A 17192-nucleotide genomic window follows, 5' to 3' on the forward strand; every position below is an offset into this window, starting at 1 on the left:
TGGCAGGCCAAGCCGATCCAGCCGCCGACCGGCGTCAATCTGGCCGGGTCTTCCAGCGAGTTCGTCAGCGTCGCACCGGGTAACGTCTACATCCCGCTGGGCAATCTGAAACCGGGCCTGTATTTGGTCGAAGCGCTGATCGGCAAGTACCGCGCGACCACCATGGTGTTCGTTTCCAACACCGTTGCGGTAAGCAAGATTGCCGGTGATGAACTGCTGGTATGGGCTGCGCGCAAACACGAAGGCAGCTCGGTGCCGAAGGTCAACGTGCTGTGGACCGACGGCCTCGGCGTGATGAGCAGCGGCGCCACTGATACCGATGGTTTGCTGCGCCTCAAACACGTCAGCCCGGAGCGTTCGTTCGTGATCGGCGAGGACGACGAGGGCGGCGTATTCGTCTCGGAAAACTTCTATTACGACAGCGAAATCTACGACACCAAACTCTATGCCTTCACCGACCGGCCGCTGTATCGCCCGGGTGATTGGGTATCGCTGAAAATCGTTGGCCGCGAATTCAAGAATGCGCGGGATTCGGTATTGCCGGGGGCGGCGGACGTCAATGTCAGCGTGCTCGATGCGACCGGTACCGAGTTGCAGCGACTGGATCTGAAGCTCGACTCCAAGGCCGGCACCCAAGGCCGTTTCCAGTTGCCGGACAACGCGGTGGCCGGTGGTTATGAGCTGCGTTTCAACTACAAGGATCAGGCCTACAGCAGCGCCTTCCGTGTGGCGGAGTACATCAAGCCGCACTTCGAAATTTCGCTGAACCTGGCCAAGCAGGATTACCGCACGGGCGAGCCGGTGAAGGGCAGCCTGGTGCTGCTGTACCCGGATGGCAAACCGGTGGCCAACGCCAAACTGACCCTGAGCCTGCGCGCCCAGCAACTGTCGATGGTCGACAACGAGCTGCAATACCTCGGGCAATTCCCGGTGGAACTGACCAGCACCGAACTGACCACCGACAGCAAGGGCAACGCGACCCTCGACTTGCCGGCCGCCGACAAACCGAGCCGCTACATGCTCACCGTGTTTGCCAGCGATGGCGCGGCTTATCGGGTCAAGACCACCAAGGAAATCCTCATCGACCGGGGCGCCGCCAGCTTCCGCCTGACCGCGCCGCAGCGTTTCAGCGCGGTCGGTGACAAGATCGCGTTCAGCTACGCCAATGAGGGCGGCAGCGAACAGGCAAAGGCCATTGTGCCGAGTAGCTACAGCTGGGTGCGTCTCGAAGACCAGACCACCGGCGAAGGCAAACTGGCGGCGAAAGACAAAGGCTTCAGTGTGGCTTTCGATCGCCCGGGCACCTACAACCTGTCGCTGAAAGATCAGCACGGTCGAGTGCTTGGCGCGACCGGTCATTCGGTCACCGGCGATGGCGTCAAGGCCGTGCCGGGCACCGTGGAAATCGTCCTCGACAAACCCGAGTACAAGGCCGGCGATGAAGCGCTGGCACTGATCACGTTCCCCGAGCCCGTGAGCGATGCACTGCTGTCGCTGGAGCGCGACAAGGTCGAAGCCACCGCGCTGCTGGCCAAGGGCGGCGACTGGCTGAAACTGGAAAAACTCAGCGACACCCAATACCGCGCTCGTATCCCGGTGAAGGACAACTTCGCGCCGAACCTGACGTTCTCTGTGCTGTACACCAAGGGCGGTCAGTACAGCTTCCAGAATGCCGGGATCAAGGTCGTCGCGCCGCAGATCGACGTGGCGATCAAGACCGACAAAGACACCTATCAGCCGGGCGATACGGTGACGGTCGACCTAACCACGCAGTTCGCCGGTAAAGCGGTGCCGGCTCACCTGACGGTCAGCGTGGTCGACGAAATGGTCTACGCGCTGCAACCGGAAGTTGCGCCGACCATCGACCAGTTCTTCTATCACCCGCGCCGCAACAACGTGCGCACCAGCGCCAGTTTGTCGTTCATCAGCTACGACGTGGCGCTGCCGGGCAGCCCGGGCGCGCCGGGCAAGGCCAACCGCAGCGAACGCGGGGTGAAAGTGCTCGAGCGGCCGCGTCGCGAAGACGTCGACACCGCCGCGTGGCAGCCAGAATTGCTGACCGATGCCGACGGCAAGACCCGCTTCACCTTCAAGATGCCGGACTCGCTGACCCGCTGGCGCATCACCGCGCGGGCGATTGCCGATGACGGTCAGGTCGGGCAGAAGAAGCAGTTCGTTCGCTCGGAAAAACCGCTGTACCTGAAGTGGAGCGGGCCGAGCAAATTCCGCAAGGGCGATCAGCCGCAACTCGGCGTGTTCGCGTTCAGCCAGGCCGAGAAACCGGTCAAGGCTGAGCTGGTGACGCACTACGCCGGCGCCGAACAGCGCCTGCCGGTGACGCTCAACAACGGCATCAACTACCTGCCGCTGCCGGCCTTCGCATTGGCCACCGGCGAATGGACCGCCGAACTGGTGCAGGATGGCAAGACCGCCGACGCCCTCGCTGTGCGCCTGACCGCGACCGGCGAAGGCTGGCAAGTAACGCAGACCCAGAGCCTCGTCGTAGCCAGCGGCGACACGCCATTGAGCCTGCCGGCGGACGCCACCGATATTCGCCTGCGTCTGGATGACAGCCCGCAAGCGCTGTTCCGTTCGGCCCTCGACGATCTGCTCAGTTATCCGTACGGCGGCGTCGAACAGACCGCCAGCCGCTTGCTGCCGCTGAGCATCGCCTATCCGTCGCTGGCGTCGAGCCCACAGATCCGCGATCGCTTGCGCCTGATCATGCAGAACAGCCGTCTGCGCCTGGTGCAAATGGCCGGGCCGTCGGCGAGCTTCACCTGGTGGGGTTTCGATGGCGAGCCGGATGCGTTCCTCACCGCTTACGCCTATTACGCCGACTGGAACGCCAGTCAGGTGCTGGATCTGACCCTCCCGCCGGAGCACTGGCAGCGGGTGCTGGAGGTTTACGCCAAGCAGGCGCCGAACACACCGTTGCTGCAACGGGCGCTGATCCTGTCCTTCGCCAAGCAGATGCATTTGCCGGTCAACACGCTGCTCAGCGGTTTGATGGAGGATCTGGCGAAGGCCGGGGAAGGCAATGCCGAAACCCTGATGGACGATGGTGAAGACAGTCTGGTGATGGGCGATCCGGATTCGGCGCTCGGTCTGGCGGCGGCGCGGGTCTTGACCGCATCGTTGGCCACGCAGTCGAAAGTCGCTTTGCCAGACGCGTTCAATCGTCAGCTCGGCGCTGCGCAACAGCGCTTGTCCGTCAGCTCGCAGCCGTTTGCCGAAGCGCTGAACCTGTCGCTGCAACCGTTCGATCAGGTTCGTGCGACGGCGTTGTTGCAACGCCTGTTGCCACAGCAATCGACCCTTGAACGTGCGCTGGCGCTGACCTGGCTGCAACGCAGCATCGCCCAAGCGTCGCCGACCATCGCGCTGGCACCGGGCGAAGGCTGGAAGAAAAACTATGGCGCGACCGGTGAGATGTACTGGACGTGGCAGGGTGCGACACCGGTGCCGAGCGTGTTGTCGGTGTCGGGTACTCAGGAGCGTCCGTTGCGTGCCGCGCTGAGCTTCCAGACCCAGCAACCGGCGGTCGATCCGATGGCGGTGACCATCACTCGTCGCCTGTCGCGTCTGGTGCCGGGCGACGAAGCCTTTACCTTCAAACTGGAGCAGGTCGGCACCAAGCCGTTGTCCAGCGACAGCCTGTATCTGGACGAAGTGATCCTCACCAGCAAGGCACCGAAACCGCTGCGCTACGGCATGCTCGAAGTACCGCTGCCGCCGGGCGCGGATGTCGAGCGCACCACGTGGGGCATCAAGTTGCAGGGCAAGGACGGCACCGAGCCGACCGCGCTGGAAAAAGCACGGTTCGAACCGGGTCAACTGGCCTACGCGGTGCCGGTGGATGCGCTGAGCGGTGAATTACGTCTGCGCCATCTCGTGCGTTTCTCGCAGAAAGGCCAGTTCAACCTGCCGCCGGTGCGTTTCACTCAGGTCTATGCGCCGCAGCATCAGGCCCGCGAAGCGAAACCGGCCCTTGGTCAGGTCACGGTCAACTGACATGACCCGGCCGCTGGTGTGGCTGCTGATGTGTGTGATTCCTGCGCTGGCGACGGCGCAGGATGAACCGTTGCGCGTGGCGTACAAAGGCGAGTTGCTGTCGCTGAACACCACGCAACTGACCGCTCGCGAGCCGCTGCCTTCGTCTCTGCATACACCGCTGGGCAGTTTGTGGAAGGTGTTCGTTTACGCGTGGCTGGTGGATACCGGCGCGCGGGAACCGGCTTATGAATGTCGCGGGCAGTCGAAGGAAGAGGTTTATTGCTGTACTGCGGGCGGGAAGATTGAGCGTGATCAGGCGCTGGTGAAATCCTGTGGGCTGTATTTCGAGCCGGCGCGGTTGGGCATAACCGCTGGCGATTGGAGAACCTATTGGCAGGCGCGACAGGCGCCGTCGTGGTTGCTGGATTTGCCATCGATGCAACCGGCTACTCGGGTTCCCGTGGCTGACTTGCTGAGGGTTTTGGCTTTGCTGCCGGCTCAGGATCAGATGCGCCGTGTGCTGCTCGACGTGGTGCTGAACGCGGCGGACGGCAATGTCGTCGGTGAGCTCGGCGGGCGCTTGCGGGTGAAAACCTGGAGCTGGCTCGGCGATCAGGACCCGCAATCACGTCAGGGCGGATTCGCCGGCTGGACCGCGGACGGCTCGCCGATCTGGGCCGGTGGCCGGGGCACCAGTCAGATGGTTTTGCGGCATTACGGTTCGGCGTTGGCGACGGTGTTGCCCGCATCGTGGCCGGCGGAAGCGGGGCGCTGCGTTGAGGTCGGGCTGTTCACGCGTTATCCAGTTTCGCAGGTTCTGTCGGGTGAGCGCGTTGCGGGCTCCGGCCCGTTGCAGGGCGATTTCCGTGTCGAATTCGCCAACGGCAATGCGCTGGATATCCACAGCGACGGCGAGCTGTTTCTGCTCAACGACAAACTGGTCGCCCGGCTGGATCGCGAAGAGTACGTCGCCCGTGTGCTGGAGCGTGAAGCCAAACCCGAACCTGCCGAAGCCGCCAAAGCGTTGGCCGTGGCAATCCGCACGTATCTGCTGCAAAACGCCACGCGTAACGGCGAATGTTTGAGCATCGACGACAGCAGCACCCGCCAGCGCGTCGCCCCGCGTCCGGCCTCCGCCGAATCCCGCAACATCGCGGCGTGGACGGCGGATCTGGTGTTGGCCGGCAGCACCGTCACCTATCACTCCGATCAACCCGGCCCCGACAAACTGGCCTGGCAACAAGCCGTCGAGCAAGCCAATGCCGGCCAGCGTTACGACGCGATCCTGCTGCACGCCTATCCCCGCGCCAGCCTCAGCCGTTGGGACAACCCGGTGGCGTCCTGCGAAGCGCTGCCCGCCGCCCAAGACTGGCTGCAAAAACAAAGACGCGTCTGGCGTCCGAGGCTGGAAAGCGAAACCGGCTACAACGAAGTCAGCACGTTCGCCGTCTGCAAACTCGCCTTCGGCCGCCCCTTCGTCGATCGCGAACGCCAGCGCATCTACGTGCGCGGCGTGCTGTCCTTGCAGGACCGCCTCGACCTGACCCACGAATACCTGCACTTGGCCTTTGAAGCACACCCCAACGGCCAGGATGAAACCTATATCGAAGGGCTCGCCCGTCACCTTTTGCTGGAATAGACCATGACACTCCGTTATCCACAGGTCTTGCTGTTGCTCTGCGCGCTTAATGCATTGCCAATGGCGATGGCCGCCGACAGCGTCAAACTCGACACCCCGGTCGGCGGCTGGCGCAGCGGTGCCCCCGAAGGTGAGGGCGAGAGTTTCCGCCAGACCGTCAACTACCCGGCCTCCTCGGTGAACACCCCGCTCGGTCAGGCCAACACCGCCCGCATCAGCGGCGAAATCAAAGCCACACCGAAAAACAAAGAGCCCGGCCGCCTGATCGTCAACGGCGTCAGCATGCCGCTGAAAATCGACGACAGCGGCCGCTTCGACCGCCCGTTCTCGTTTCCCAACGGCAGCAACAGCGTCGAAGTCCGCAGCCCGGACGGCCAGCAACGGCACCGCACGCAGTTCCTCAACACCAGCGGCGGCGCTACTCCGGCGAAACTACGGGTGTTGCTGGCGTGGGACAGCGATGGCACCGACCTCGACCTGCACCTGATCACACCCGACGGCGCGCATATCTGGTACGGCGACCGCGTCGCGCCCAACGGCGCGGCACTGGATGTCGACGTGACCACCGGTTACGGCCCGGAAATCTTCGCCATGCCGGCGCCGATCAAGGGGCAGTATTTGGTCTATGTGAACTACTTTGGCGGTGGCTATCGCGGGGATGATGAGGGTGGGGAGGAGGCGGTGCAGCCGTTGACCACGGCGCAGGTGACGGTGATTACGGAAGAGGGGACGCCTAGCGAGAAGATGGAGACGTTCGTGGTGCCGATGCGGGCGGTGGGGGAGTTGACGTTGGTGAAGTCGTTTAGTTATCCCTGACGGTAATTGGGCAGAAGGTTGCTGCCCAATTCTATTCAATCACTCAGGCCGCTAATTCAGGTCGGAAGCTGCTGGTGGTCAGACGCTTGAGCGCAATATCAAGAGACTGATCATCGAACAGTTTGCTCTTGCGCGCCGCAGCACCGGCGCCACCGTCCCAGTGCTTCAATGCTTCGCGCACTGCGGGAACGGTTGCCGAAACTCCTTCCTGGCTCAACAGCCAGTCAACTGTCGCCAGCAACTCCATGCCGAATGGCGATTCAAAACCGTCAATGAGCCGAGCCGTGCGTTCCAATGCTTGAGAGTATTCCTTGGCCTCAGTCTTGAGATAAGCCTGCAAAAAGGCTTTGCGTTCTTGATCAAACCAGATCACATCGCTAATGCCAGCGTCACTGATTCGCTTGTCACAATGCAGATAGCTTCCATCAAGGTTATCGAGCAGATGCTCCAGACGGTTAGCGTACGGGCCGTATTTATGTGCGACGAACTTGAGGTTGAGCGGGTTTTCAATTTCCGGCAGCTTCTCGATAGCGCGCTCAAGAAACCAGGCTAGTTTCTGGATTTCCAGCAGGCTGCATTCCATGCCCAACACCCAATAGCGTCGAACCAGTTCGGCGATAAGGGCACGAGCCGGCGTGAGTTTCTCTACACCGCTGCGCTTGGCGACATTCAGATATTGATTGGTAGGCTCGAACACCAGTACGTCGACATCGAGATCGCCCAAAACTTCAACGATCTGTTCACGGACTTCAGGCCACTTCAGTCCACCGTTACCAGCACCTAGTGGCGGGACCGCGACGGATTTCACGTCGTTCTCGATCAGAAAGCGACGCAGGTCATGCAAACCTTCTGTTATCCAGGCCATTTGCGAAGGTGAACGCCAGTGACGTTTGGTCGGGAAATTGACGATCCAACGAGGTCCCTCAAGTTCGTTGGTGGCGGTCACGTGCATCTTGCCGGTTTCAACTTCCTTGGACTTGCACGCCGCTGCGTACAGACGATAGTTCTGTGCAAAGCGTTCTTTGAACATCAACGCGATGCCTTTGCCCATCACGCCCACGGTGTTCACCGTGTTGACGAGGGCTTCGGTCTTGGCTTCCAGCAGGTTGCCTTGGGTAAATCTGATCATTGGAAATACCATTTGGGACGCGCATGGACAGACAACGTCAGGCCTCGAGCGGCAACGTCTTGTTCTATGCGTTCTTTCATTGCATCGGTGTGGCACATGATGCCCAGTAGTCCCGTAATCGGTAAGTGATGGTGGATCAGCGCTTCCGCTTGATAACGCTCCATTTTACGAGGGTCATCAGGATCGCGCTTGAAGTCGCGCCGTTGAAGGATAGTCCAATCGATCTGGTCGAGATTCGCCAGATCGCTGTAATAGTCTGTCCAACTCGGATAGGCATGTGCGTTTGTGAAGACAAACGGTAGGCCGAGCTCTTCAACGCGATAAAGGCTTGAAACTAGAATGACGATCTCGTCATTGCTGCGTTGCTGCACGCTCCACCCGGAGTGGATGTTCTGCATCATCACCGAGAAGGGCGTGAAATAGAAGGGCACGTAGTCGGCCAGGACGCCTTCGGGTGCGATAGGCACCTGACGGGAACGGCGCTTGTCGATCAAGTCGACGTTGCCGATATTCACGTACTGAGGTGCCTGTACTTCCGAGTTTGCGCAATGCAGGCCGTTGTCCAGAATCCAGGGCAGGTTATCGCGATGGACGATACGCCAAATCAGAGCTTTCTCTGGATTCAGGCTGGTGTAGTTCATTTATAGGAACATTCCGGGGTTCACGCTGATAGGGGTCGCGAGTTTGGCCACGCGCATTTTAGCCTCACAAAGTGTTTTGACCTCCTCGTTCGGAACATAAATCCTCGAAAAGGTTTTGGGATTTACCACTCTCGGAGAAAGGCATTCGGCCATGCAGACGTTTTTGCATTCGGAATTCTGGTAGGCCCGGGTGTTCATCAACTCCCAATTGATCGCTTCAAAACCTTCGTTGTATTCCAGCACCTGGATGTCGTCATCAGCGAGCGGGTGCCGAGGGATGACTTTCCAGCCATTCTGCTTGGCAAATGTCCGAAAGACCGAAATCAGGACAAATTTATCTCTTGGCCGATCAAGCTGCACTCGCCCATCAAACGGGTTCGCAGCAAACCAATGAAAAGGTACGAAGCGATCAAGGTTATAAGCTTTGCGCTTCTTGATAATTTCGCTGTCCGCTACGTCGGTAAAACCTTCAAGGTCTGCGCGGGGCTTTAGGCCGTCCTTGAAAATCCCATTCAGGTTTTCAACGGAGGTGAGGTGGTATACGAAGAATTGATCCTTGATGTTGACTTCCGACATTGTGGTCTCCTTGACCTGCGCATCAACCTAAACTGGATTCAGTCCCGGCCTCGCCCCGTGCTGATGTAACCCTCGATCCGTGGGGGTTGGTAGAACAGTTGCTGTGATTCTAGTGTGCCATCACTTTTAACCACAAGCCCCATAAGGAAACTGGCTAGTCAACGTTAAACAGCACAACTCCTGCGCTCACTCCTCATCAAAATAATCGCGATCCAGCGTCGGCAATCGCAACAAACGAGATGTCACACCTACCTCATGATCCATCATCAGGTGCACCAGCCGCATACCGTCGACCAACACAATTCCATCCACCGATTTGGCGAAGTCGACAGCGTTAGCCGTAAAGCCAGAAGTGGTGATAAACACACCACGTTTGGCTTTTTGTCCGGCGAGCGCGCCATAGAACGCCTGTAACTCAGGTCGGCCAACCGTGTTCTGCCAACGCTTGGCCTGTACGTAAACCTTCTCCAGCCCCAATTTATCGAGCGAGATAATGCCGTCGATGCCGGCATCACCGGAACCGCCGACACGTTGCAGATCATTGCGACTGGCGCCGTAACCCAAGCGATGAAGTACATCCAGCACGATCACCTCAAAGCGGTTGGGGCTGACCTGGAGCAAGTTATCCAGAAGGTCTGCCGCTGTGGCATCGCGCAATTCCTTCAGCGCTCGCTCCAATCGGTCGTCGGGGCTTTCGGTGGCGGAGGTCAGATCGGGTTCAGCACTTGGTTGGTCATCCAGCGGCTCGGCGTCTGGTGCGACTTTCAGCCTCACGTTCATGTAGCCAATTGCTAAATGCTCCACGTCTTTGGCCGACAGTGGTGATGCGTGATCTTTGGCGTACTGCACACCCGCATCAGTCAACTTCCAATAACCGCGTTTGGCACTGCTGGAAAGACCGGCACGCTTGAGTCGGTCGTGCGCCCAGCCTGATCGGTTCTTGTAGGCAGCCTGACCACTGGCGATCAGTTCTTCGCGCTGAGCTTCAGTCAGTTGCAGCATTTTTGCTGCTGCTTCATGGGCGTCCCGAGCGATTGCACCCTCGGGTTTTGTGGCGAGAAATCGCAGGATCGGCTCAATGAACTGATCGTACGTTGGAACGGACATGGGCGCATCCCTGTGCTGGTGGGTGTTTTTTTACTGACCGGCGGGCGAGTATAAATTAACGCTCGCTGAGGATGCCTTCTAGCGTTAGCGCTGATGCGGTGAAAGCGTAAGCCGCTGTGTCCCAACGCACTCATACATTGAATTGCTGATCAAAAAGCGTTTTGTCCTACAGAACAGACCTTCGCAATAAATTCCGCCGTCTGGCATACGCAAGCTTTGCCCAGGCGCTATCATCCCCCACTTTTTAGCGCCTGCTGATCGGGCGCGTGAGCTATGGAGCAACACACGGTGATCACCGGCGAACTCAAAAGCAAAATCGACGCTATCTGGAATGCCTTCTGGTCGGGCGGTATCTCCAACCCGATGGAGGTCATGGAACAGCTGACCTATTTGCTGTTCCTGCGTCGTCTGGATGAGTTGCACACCCTGGAAGAGAACAAGTCCAATCGTCTGAAGCAGCCGATGGAGCGCCGCATCTTCCCGGAAGGCCTCGACGCGCGGGGCTGCAATTACAACGATTACCGCTGGTCGCACTTCAAGAACCTGGCCCCGGCGGACATGTTTGAAGTCATTGCCGATCACGTGTTCCCGTTCCTGAAAACCATCGGCAGCGATGATTCCACCTACAGTCATCACATGCGCGATGCGCGCTTCACCATTCCGACGCCGGGGCTGCTGGCCAAAGTGGTGGACTTGCTCGACGACATCCCGATGGATGATCGCGACACCAAGGGCGACGTCTACGAATACATGCTCGGCAAAATCGCCAGCGCCGGGCAGAACGGTCAGTTCCGCACGCCACGACACATCATTCAGTTGATGGTTGAACTCACCGCGCCGCAGCCGAACGACGTGATCTGCGATCCGGCCAGCGGTACTTGCGGCTTTTTGGTTGCGGCGGGTGAATATCTGCGTGAGAAGAATCCAGGCTTGCTACTGGATGCTGCAAAGCGTGAGCATTTCCACCATGGCATGTTCCATGGCTTCGACTTCGACAACACCATGTTGCGAATTGGCAGCATGAACATGATGTTGCACGGGGTGGAGAACCCGGATATTCGCTATCGTGATTCTCTGGCGGAAAGTACGGCAGGTGAGGCTGAGCACTACAGTTTGATTCTCGCTAACCCGCCGTTTGCTGGAAGTCTGGATTACGAAAGTACGGCGAAAGATCTGCAGAAGATCGTCAAAACTAAGAAGACCGAGTTGTTGTTTTTGGCGTTGTTTTTGCGGTTGCTTAAACCAGGTGGTCGTGCGGCTGTGATTGTTCCTGATGGCGTGATGTTCGGGTCTGGAAAGGCGCATAAGGAATTGCGTCGGATGATTATTGAGGATCAAAAGTTAGATGGTGTCGTTAAGCTGCCTGGTGGGGTATTTAAACCTTACACTGGTGTCGCTACATCTATTTTGTTGTTCACTAAAACTAATTCTGGCGGCACCGATAAGGTTTGGTTCTACGATGTAAAGGCTGATGGAATGAGCCTTGATGATAAACGTAATCTGCTGCTCAGTGAGGATAAGTTGGGAGTGTTGCCGGGCGTTTTGTTGAGTCAGGAAGAACACGAAAAAAATAATCTGCCAGATGTGCTTGCTCGGTGGGAGCAACGACGGAAATCGGAAACTGAGCGGCCGCGCAGTGCACAGAGCTTTTGCGTCTCGAAAGAGGAGATAGCTTCGCAAGGGTACGATTTAAGTATTAATCGTTACAAAGAAGTTCTTCATGAGGAAGTTATTTATGAAAGTCCCGTCGAAATATTAAAAAAGATCAATGATCTAGATCGGGATGTTCGTCGTGGAGTGGCGGAACTTTGGGAGCTCCTAGAGTGAAGTGTGATTATGTGAGTGTTCGTCTCAGTCAGGTTGCGGAGATTAATCCAAAGCCTGCTTATAAGCTGAAGTGTAACGAAGTTGTATCATTTCTGTCGATGTCCGCTGTGACGGTGGAGGGCGTTACGTCTGAGGGGGAGGATAAGCTTTATTCTGATGTAAATAAGGGGTACACGTCATTCAAAAATGGAGATGTTTTGATTGCAAAAATAACCCCTTGCTTTGAAAATGGAAAAATTGCACAAGCAAAAATAAAAAATGAGTATGGTTTTGGCTCTACAGAGTTTCATGTTGTACGGGCTATTCCTGGTCTATTAGATGCAAGGTATCTTTTACATTTTTTACGGCAGTCTAATGTTCGATTAGACGGCGAGCATAGGATGATTGGTAGCGCAGGTCATCGTCGAGTACCAGCAGATTTTTTTTCTGATCTGAAAGTTCTCTTACCTCCTTTATTTGAGCAGCGACGCATTGCCGGGATTTTAGATAAAGTTGAGTCGGTTAAGCAGAATTCTGATTTGCTCATAAAAATGCTTCAGGTATTGCCTCAATCAGTGTTTGTTAAAGTCTTCGGAAACTTGACCGAAAAAGAAAGTAGTTTGCCAACGGTCCCATTGCGAGATTTAGTAGATCCACTTAGGCCCATAAGTTATGGCATTCTTATGCCAGGGCCTGAGCAGGAGGAGGGTGTAAAGTATGTAAGGGTTGTAGATATGAAGGATGGAGGCATAGATGTTGGTTCTGTTCGAATGACCACTGTTACGATTTCTGCTGCCTATAAGCGCTCACTTCTTAAACAATTCGATCTCATAATGTCGATTCGCGGTCATGTTGGTCGATTGGCTATCGTTCCTTCCGAGCTTGAAGGTGCAAATATCACTCAGGATACTGCTCGGATCGCGGTAGATGAGTCCAGAATATTGCCTGTATTTTTGCTGGAGTACCTGCGCACGGAGGGCGTCCAGCGTTGGTTAACTCGGCATGTGAAGGGCGTTGCGGTTCGGGGTATAAATCTCTCCGATGTAAAAAATATTCCCGTGATACTTCCCAATTTAGACTTGCAACGTGACTTCGCTCTCAAGGTGAAGGCGATTGGATGTTTAATATCCTCCTATCGTACGCAGCTCGAAAGTATCGAGGCTCTGTTCGCCTCCCTCCAACACCGCGCCTTCCGAGGCGAACTCTAACCCATGCGCGGCTCCCTGCTCCCAGTCTGGTCTCGAACCTGGCGCGAGCTCTGGAGCCCTTTGGCGCGGCACGGATCGGCGCCTGCCGATCTGTTCTGCGAGTTGTACCGGGCGTTGGTGCCTGCCTTAAAAACGCCCCCAACCATGGCGGCTCTGGCCGAAATCATCGACGACCCGCCTCAGAGCGTTCGAGCCTTCCGGCAGATCAGCGCCGATGACCTGATCGACGAATCATCCCTGCTGAGCTTCCTGCAGACCGCCTACGAAGTACTCGACGAACTGGCCGGCGACGCACTGGCCAATGCGTATTTCAATCGCCTCGCCAACTTCATCGACACCTACAATCTCAATTACGAACTACGGCGACCCTGTCGGTTGTATCCGACAGTCCCCGGCCTGTTCGCCAATCTGGTTCAAGGCCTGCGCAACAGCAACGCCGAGCATCCGCACCTGCATACCCTGCAAAGGGATTTCGACGAAGCCTTCCGTGATCTGCACGACAGAGGCGGAGAAGGGCGGATCAAAACCTGCCTGCAGAAACAGATCAATCTGCTGGAAGCCCTAGGTCGCAATCATCCGCAGGTCAATGAATACGCACTGTCGAGCATCTGCGATCAACTCCCGCATTGGCCTCACGCCAAGGTTCGCCAAGCACTGAAAAGCCTCTATGGTTTCACCTGCGACTATCCCGGCATCCGCCACGGCGGTAAGCCCGGTAGTGTGGAAGGCAATATAGAGATGCGCGATATGCTGGCACTTTGTATCCTACTCACCGGATTCACCCCCTACCTGACCGATCGGCTGGACGTTGCCGCCATATTTCAAGGACGTTGATATGAGTAACTTTGCCTTCTTGCGCGCTGAATGGCCCGGGCTGCATGCCGAGGCGCTGAAGGCTGAAGCCAATGTGTTGGCGGATCCGCGCACGTCCTGCTTCTATGCCCGGCGTACGCTGGAGTTGTTGGTGGCGTGGCTGTTCAAGGCTGATCGCAGCCTGAAGCTGCCGTACAAAAGCGACCTGTCGGCGTTCCTGTTTGAGCCAACGTTCAAGACCCTGACCGGGCCGATGCTCCACGCCAAAATGGAAGTCATCCGCAAGCGCGGTAACGATGCCGTGCACAGCGCCCGGCAAGTGCGTGAGCAAGACGCCAAAGCGGTGCTGAGCGAACTGTTTCATGTGGCTTATTGGTTGGGGCGGCATTACGCACGCAGCGCGGCGGGCAAACCCGATGGCGCATTAAAGTTCGACTCGGCGCTATTGCCCAAGCCGCCGCAAATCGCCGCGACGCAAACTCAGGCGCAACTGCAAAAGCTTGAACGCGAACTCGCTCAACGAGACGCCGCGCTGGCGCAAGCACAGAAGAAAAACGCCGCGCTGGATCAAGAACTGGTCCAGCTACGTGCTGATGTGGCCGCTGCCAAAGCCGTCAATGCCAGTCAGCCGGATAACCACGATTACAACGAAGCACAAACCCGTGACCTGTTTATCGATCAGTTGCTGCACGAGGCAGGCTGGCCACTGAATGCCGCCCGTGATCGTGAGTTTGAAGTCGCGGGCATGCCGAACAGTAAAGAACAAGGTTTTGTCGATTACGTGCTGTGGGGCGACGACGGCAAACCGCTGGCGTTGATCGAAGCCAAGCGCACGCAGCACGATGCCCGCAAGGGGCAGCAGCAGGCCAAGTTGTATGCCGATTGCCTGGAGTCGATGTTCGGCCAGCGCCCACTGATCTATTTCACCAATGGCTACGAACACTGGCTGTGGGATGACTTGCTTTACCCGCCGCGGCTCATTCAGGGCTTCCACAAAAAGGCCGAATTGGCGCTGCTGATTCAGCGTCGTAGCAGCCGCAAGAAATTGGGTGAGGCGACGATTGATCCGCTTATTGTCGAGCGGCACTATCAGCAACGGGCCATTCGCCGTATCGGTGAGACCTTCGAGCAGGATCACCAGCGCAAAGCGTTGGTGGTTATGGCGACTGGGGCCGGCAAGACCCGGACAGTCATCGCTTTGAGCGATTTGCTGATGCGCTGTAATTGGGCGAAACGCATTCTGTTTCTGGCCGATCGCGTGGCCTTGGTCAATCAGGCTGCGAATGCTTTCAAGAAGTTTTTGCCCAACGCGGCGCCGGTCAATCTGGTGACCGAGAAGAACACCGAGGGCCGCGTCTACGTCTCGACCTACCCAACGATGATGGGCCTGATCGATGAAAAGCAGGAAGGGCAGCGGCGCTTCGGTGTCGGTCATTTCGATCTGATCATCATCGATGAGGCGCACCGTTCGGTTTATCAAAAGTACGGCGCGATCTTTTCCTACTTCGATGCGTTGCTGGTTGGCCTGACCGCGACGCCTAAAGACGAAATCGATCGGAACACATACAGCCTGTTCAACCTTGAAAGTGGCGTCCCGACCGATGCCTACACTTTGGATGATGCGATTGCCGAGGGTTATCTGGTCAAACCGCGTGGGGTTTCGGTGCCGCTGAAATTCCAGCGCGAAGGAATCAGCTACGACGAACTGTCTGAAGAAGAGAAAGACCAGTGGGACGAGCTCGAATGGGGCGAAGAGCAAGAAGTTCCGGACGAGGTCAGCGCTGATGCGGTCAACCGCTGGTTGTTCAACACCGACACGGTCGACAAGGTGCTGCAGACACTGATGGAGCGCGGCCACAAAGTGGCGGGCGGCGATCGGTTGGGCAAGACCATTATTTTCGCCAAGAACAACGCACATGCTGAGTTCATCGCCGAGCGGTTCGACGCGAGCTATCCGGACAAGAAGGGTGCTTTCGCTCGGGTGGTGACTTACAAAACCGATTACGCACAATCTCTGATTGATGATTTCTCGATCAAGGACAAAGCGCCGCACATTGCCATTTCCGTGGACATGCTCGACACCGGTATTGATGTGCCGGAAGTGGTCAATCTGGTGTTCTTCAAGATCGTTCGCTCCAAAGCCAAGTTCTGGCAAATGGTCGGGCGTGGTACGCGATTGTGCGATGACCTGTTCGGGCCAGACCAGGATAAAGAGGACTTCTTCATCTTTGATTTCTGCCAGAACCTGGAATATTTCAACCAGAACCCTGAGCCAACTGAGGGCACGTTGAGCGAGCCACTGGGGCAGCGTTTGTTCAAAGCGCGTTTGCAGGTGTTGGCGGCGCTGGATCGACGCCGAAAAAGTGTTGATGCCAGAGAGTCTTGCGGCACCTACTCCATCATCTATAGCGACGATGAACTGCGTGATGACATTGCCCGTGGGTTACACGAACGAGTCAGTGCCATGACGCTGGATAACTTTGTGGTTCGACCAAAGCGTTACTGGGTTGAGCGGTTCTGCGCTGCCGGTATCTGGAAAGATCTCAGTGACACCCAACTGCAGGAGCTTGCTGAACATCTGTCCGGGCTACCGACCCAGTTGGCGGAAGAAGATGAGGAAGCCAAGCGTTTCGACCTTTTGCTGCTCAGACTGCAGCTATGTGTTCTCAACGCCGAGCCAGGCTTCGCCAACTTGAGCGAAAAGGTTCGGGAGCTGGCGGAGGCGCTGTTGGGCCAAAGCAACATCCCGGCGATTGCAGAGCATTTGCTGATGGTCGAGGCCGTGGCGAGTCAGGAGTGGTGGGAAGACGTAACGGTTTCGATGCTGGAACAGGCGCGTCGCAAACTACGCAGCTTGATCAAATTGCTGGAAAAGGGACGAGGCGTTCGCGTCTATACCGATTTTGAAGATGAGCTGGGCCAAATCGACGAAGTGATCATGCCTTCGATGGTGAACCCGGCAAGTTTCGAGCGTTTTCGTGACAAGGCCCGTGCGTTTCTGAGGGCGCATCAGGATCATTTGTCCTTGCAGAAGCTGCGACGGAATCAGCCGCTAACTGCGCTGGATCTTGAAGCACTTGAACAGATGTTGGTTGAAAGCGGGGCGGGTGCAGGCGAGATCAGTCGAGCGCGTGACCAAGCTAAAGGCTTGGGTTTGTTCATTCGCTCCTTGGTTGGATTGGATCGCGACGCGGCAACTGATGCGCTGTCGGGGTTTTTGGCAGGAAGAGCATTGAATGCCAGCCAGATCGAGTTCAGCAATTTGGTGATACAGCACCTCACGGAACATGGGGCGATGGATGCGAATCTGCTCTATAAATCGCCGTTCACCGATATCACCCCTAAAGGGCCAGATGACTTGTTCGACTCAAAGCAGGTGGATGAGTTGTTTGCGGCGCTTCAAAAGATTGAGGCTGGAGCCCGCGTAGCTTAAGGCTCATCACTGAATTTATAGAAATGGA

General features: G+C 57.1%; 11 protein-coding genes. 7 read left to right on the top strand and 4 right to left on the bottom strand.

Features of this window, described 5'->3' with window-relative positions:
* From PMI24_RS24015 to PMI24_RS24025, 3 genes are all read left to right on the top strand, one after another.
* Nucleotides 1-4014: alpha-2-macroglobulin family protein (locus PMI24_RS24015; RefSeq protein ID WP_007958593.1), on the top strand; the 4014-nt coding region annotated here is incomplete at its 5' end.
* 1 nt (nt 4015) lies between these two features.
* On the top strand, nt 4016-5635 hold the full coding sequence (locus PMI24_RS24020; protein ID WP_007958594.1) for a DUF2300 domain-containing protein: 1620 nt from the start codon (nt 4016-4018) through the stop codon (nt 5633-5635).
* A gap of 3 nt (nt 5636-5638) precedes the next feature.
* A complete protein-coding gene (locus PMI24_RS24025) occupies nt 5639-6451 on the top strand; it encodes a YfaP family protein (protein ID WP_007958595.1) in 813 nt (270 codons plus the stop codon).
* Nucleotides 6452-6494: 43 nt separating this feature from the next.
* On the opposite strand, the gene darG is transcribed toward PMI24_RS24025, so the two are convergent.
* The 4 genes from darG to PMI24_RS24045 form a co-directional block, all read right to left on the bottom strand.
* Nucleotides 6495-7580, bottom strand: coding sequence for a type II toxin-antitoxin system antitoxin DNA ADP-ribosyl glycohydrolase DarG (gene darG / locus PMI24_RS24030; protein WP_007958596.1), 1086 nt, complete (start codon nt 7578-7580; stop codon nt 6495-6497).
* Nucleotides 7577-8221, bottom strand: coding sequence for a type II toxin-antitoxin system toxin DNA ADP-ribosyl transferase DarT (darT, locus tag PMI24_RS24035; protein ID WP_007958597.1), 645 nt, complete (start codon nt 8219-8221; stop codon nt 7577-7579). Before darT ends, darG begins: the two co-directional genes overlap by 4 nt.
* On the bottom strand, nt 8222-8797 hold the full coding sequence (locus tag PMI24_RS24040) for a DarT ssDNA thymidine ADP-ribosyltransferase family protein (RefSeq protein WP_007958598.1): 576 nt from the start codon (nt 8795-8797) through the stop codon (nt 8222-8224).
* Nucleotides 8798-8983: 186 nt separating this feature from the next.
* Nucleotides 8984-9904 (bottom strand): restriction endonuclease, encoded by a 921-nt coding sequence (locus PMI24_RS24045; protein WP_007958599.1) that lies wholly within the window; start codon nt 9902-9904, stop codon nt 8984-8986.
* 273 nt (nt 9905-10177) lie between these two features.
* Here PMI24_RS24045 and PMI24_RS24050 point away from each other — a divergent pair, with 273 nt between their 5' ends.
* The 4 genes from PMI24_RS24050 to PMI24_RS24065 are packed head-to-tail and all read left to right on the top strand — an operon-like array spanning nt 10178 to nt 17164.
* Entirely contained in the window at nt 10178-11731 is a 1554-nt protein-coding gene (locus PMI24_RS24050) for a type I restriction-modification system subunit M (RefSeq protein WP_238553870.1), read from the top strand.
* Nucleotides 11732-11742: 11 nt separating this feature from the next.
* The gene (locus PMI24_RS29035) at nt 11743-12918 is read left to right on the top strand and encodes a restriction endonuclease subunit S (protein ID WP_162130485.1); all 1176 of its coding nucleotides are present in this window, start codon (nt 11743-11745) and stop codon (nt 12916-12918) included.
* Nucleotides 12919-12921: 3 nt separating this feature from the next.
* Nucleotides 12922-13752 (top strand): hypothetical protein, encoded by an 831-nt coding sequence (locus PMI24_RS24060; protein ID WP_045121876.1) that lies wholly within the window; start codon nt 12922-12924, stop codon nt 13750-13752.
* A 1-nt stretch (nt 13753) separates the two neighbouring features.
* Nucleotides 13754-17164 (top strand): DEAD/DEAH box helicase family protein, encoded by a 3411-nt coding sequence (locus tag PMI24_RS24065; RefSeq protein WP_007958606.1) that lies wholly within the window; start codon nt 13754-13756, stop codon nt 17162-17164.
* Nucleotides 17165-17192 lie beyond the last annotated feature (28 nt).

Origin of the sequence: Pseudomonas sp. GM25 (assembly GCF_000282255.1) — a bacterium.
Classification (GTDB): domain Bacteria; phylum Pseudomonadota; class Gammaproteobacteria; order Pseudomonadales; family Pseudomonadaceae; genus Aquipseudomonas; species Aquipseudomonas aphyarum.

What these genes read in the sequence shown, in the direction of transcription:
- PMI24_RS24060 (WP_045121876.1), top strand. Translation starts at nt 12,922, where the DNA reads ATGCGCGGCTCCCTGCTCCCAGTCTGGTCTCGAACCTGGCGCGAGCTC.
- darG (WP_007958596.1), bottom strand. Translation starts at nt 7,580, where the DNA reads ATGATCAGATTTACCCAAGGCAACCTGCTGGAAGCCAAGACCGAAGCC.
- PMI24_RS24050 (WP_238553870.1), top strand. Translation starts at nt 10,178, where the DNA reads ATGGAGCAACACACGGTGATCACCGGCGAACTCAAAAGCAAAATCGAC.
- PMI24_RS24025 (WP_007958595.1), top strand. Translation starts at nt 5,639, where the DNA reads ATGACACTCCGTTATCCACAGGTCTTGCTGTTGCTCTGCGCGCTTAAT.
- darT (WP_007958597.1), bottom strand. Translation starts at nt 8,221, where the DNA reads ATGAACTACACCAGCCTGAATCCAGAGAAAGCTCTGATTTGGCGTATC.
- PMI24_RS24065 (WP_007958606.1), top strand. Translation starts at nt 13,754, where the DNA reads ATGAGTAACTTTGCCTTCTTGCGCGCTGAATGGCCCGGGCTGCATGCC.
- PMI24_RS24045 (WP_007958599.1), bottom strand. Translation starts at nt 9,904, where the DNA reads ATGTCCGTTCCAACGTACGATCAGTTCATTGAGCCGATCCTGCGATTT.
- PMI24_RS24020 (WP_007958594.1), top strand. Translation starts at nt 4,016, where the DNA reads ATGACCCGGCCGCTGGTGTGGCTGCTGATGTGTGTGATTCCTGCGCTG.
- PMI24_RS24040 (WP_007958598.1), bottom strand. Translation starts at nt 8,797, where the DNA reads ATGTCGGAAGTCAACATCAAGGATCAATTCTTCGTATACCACCTCACC.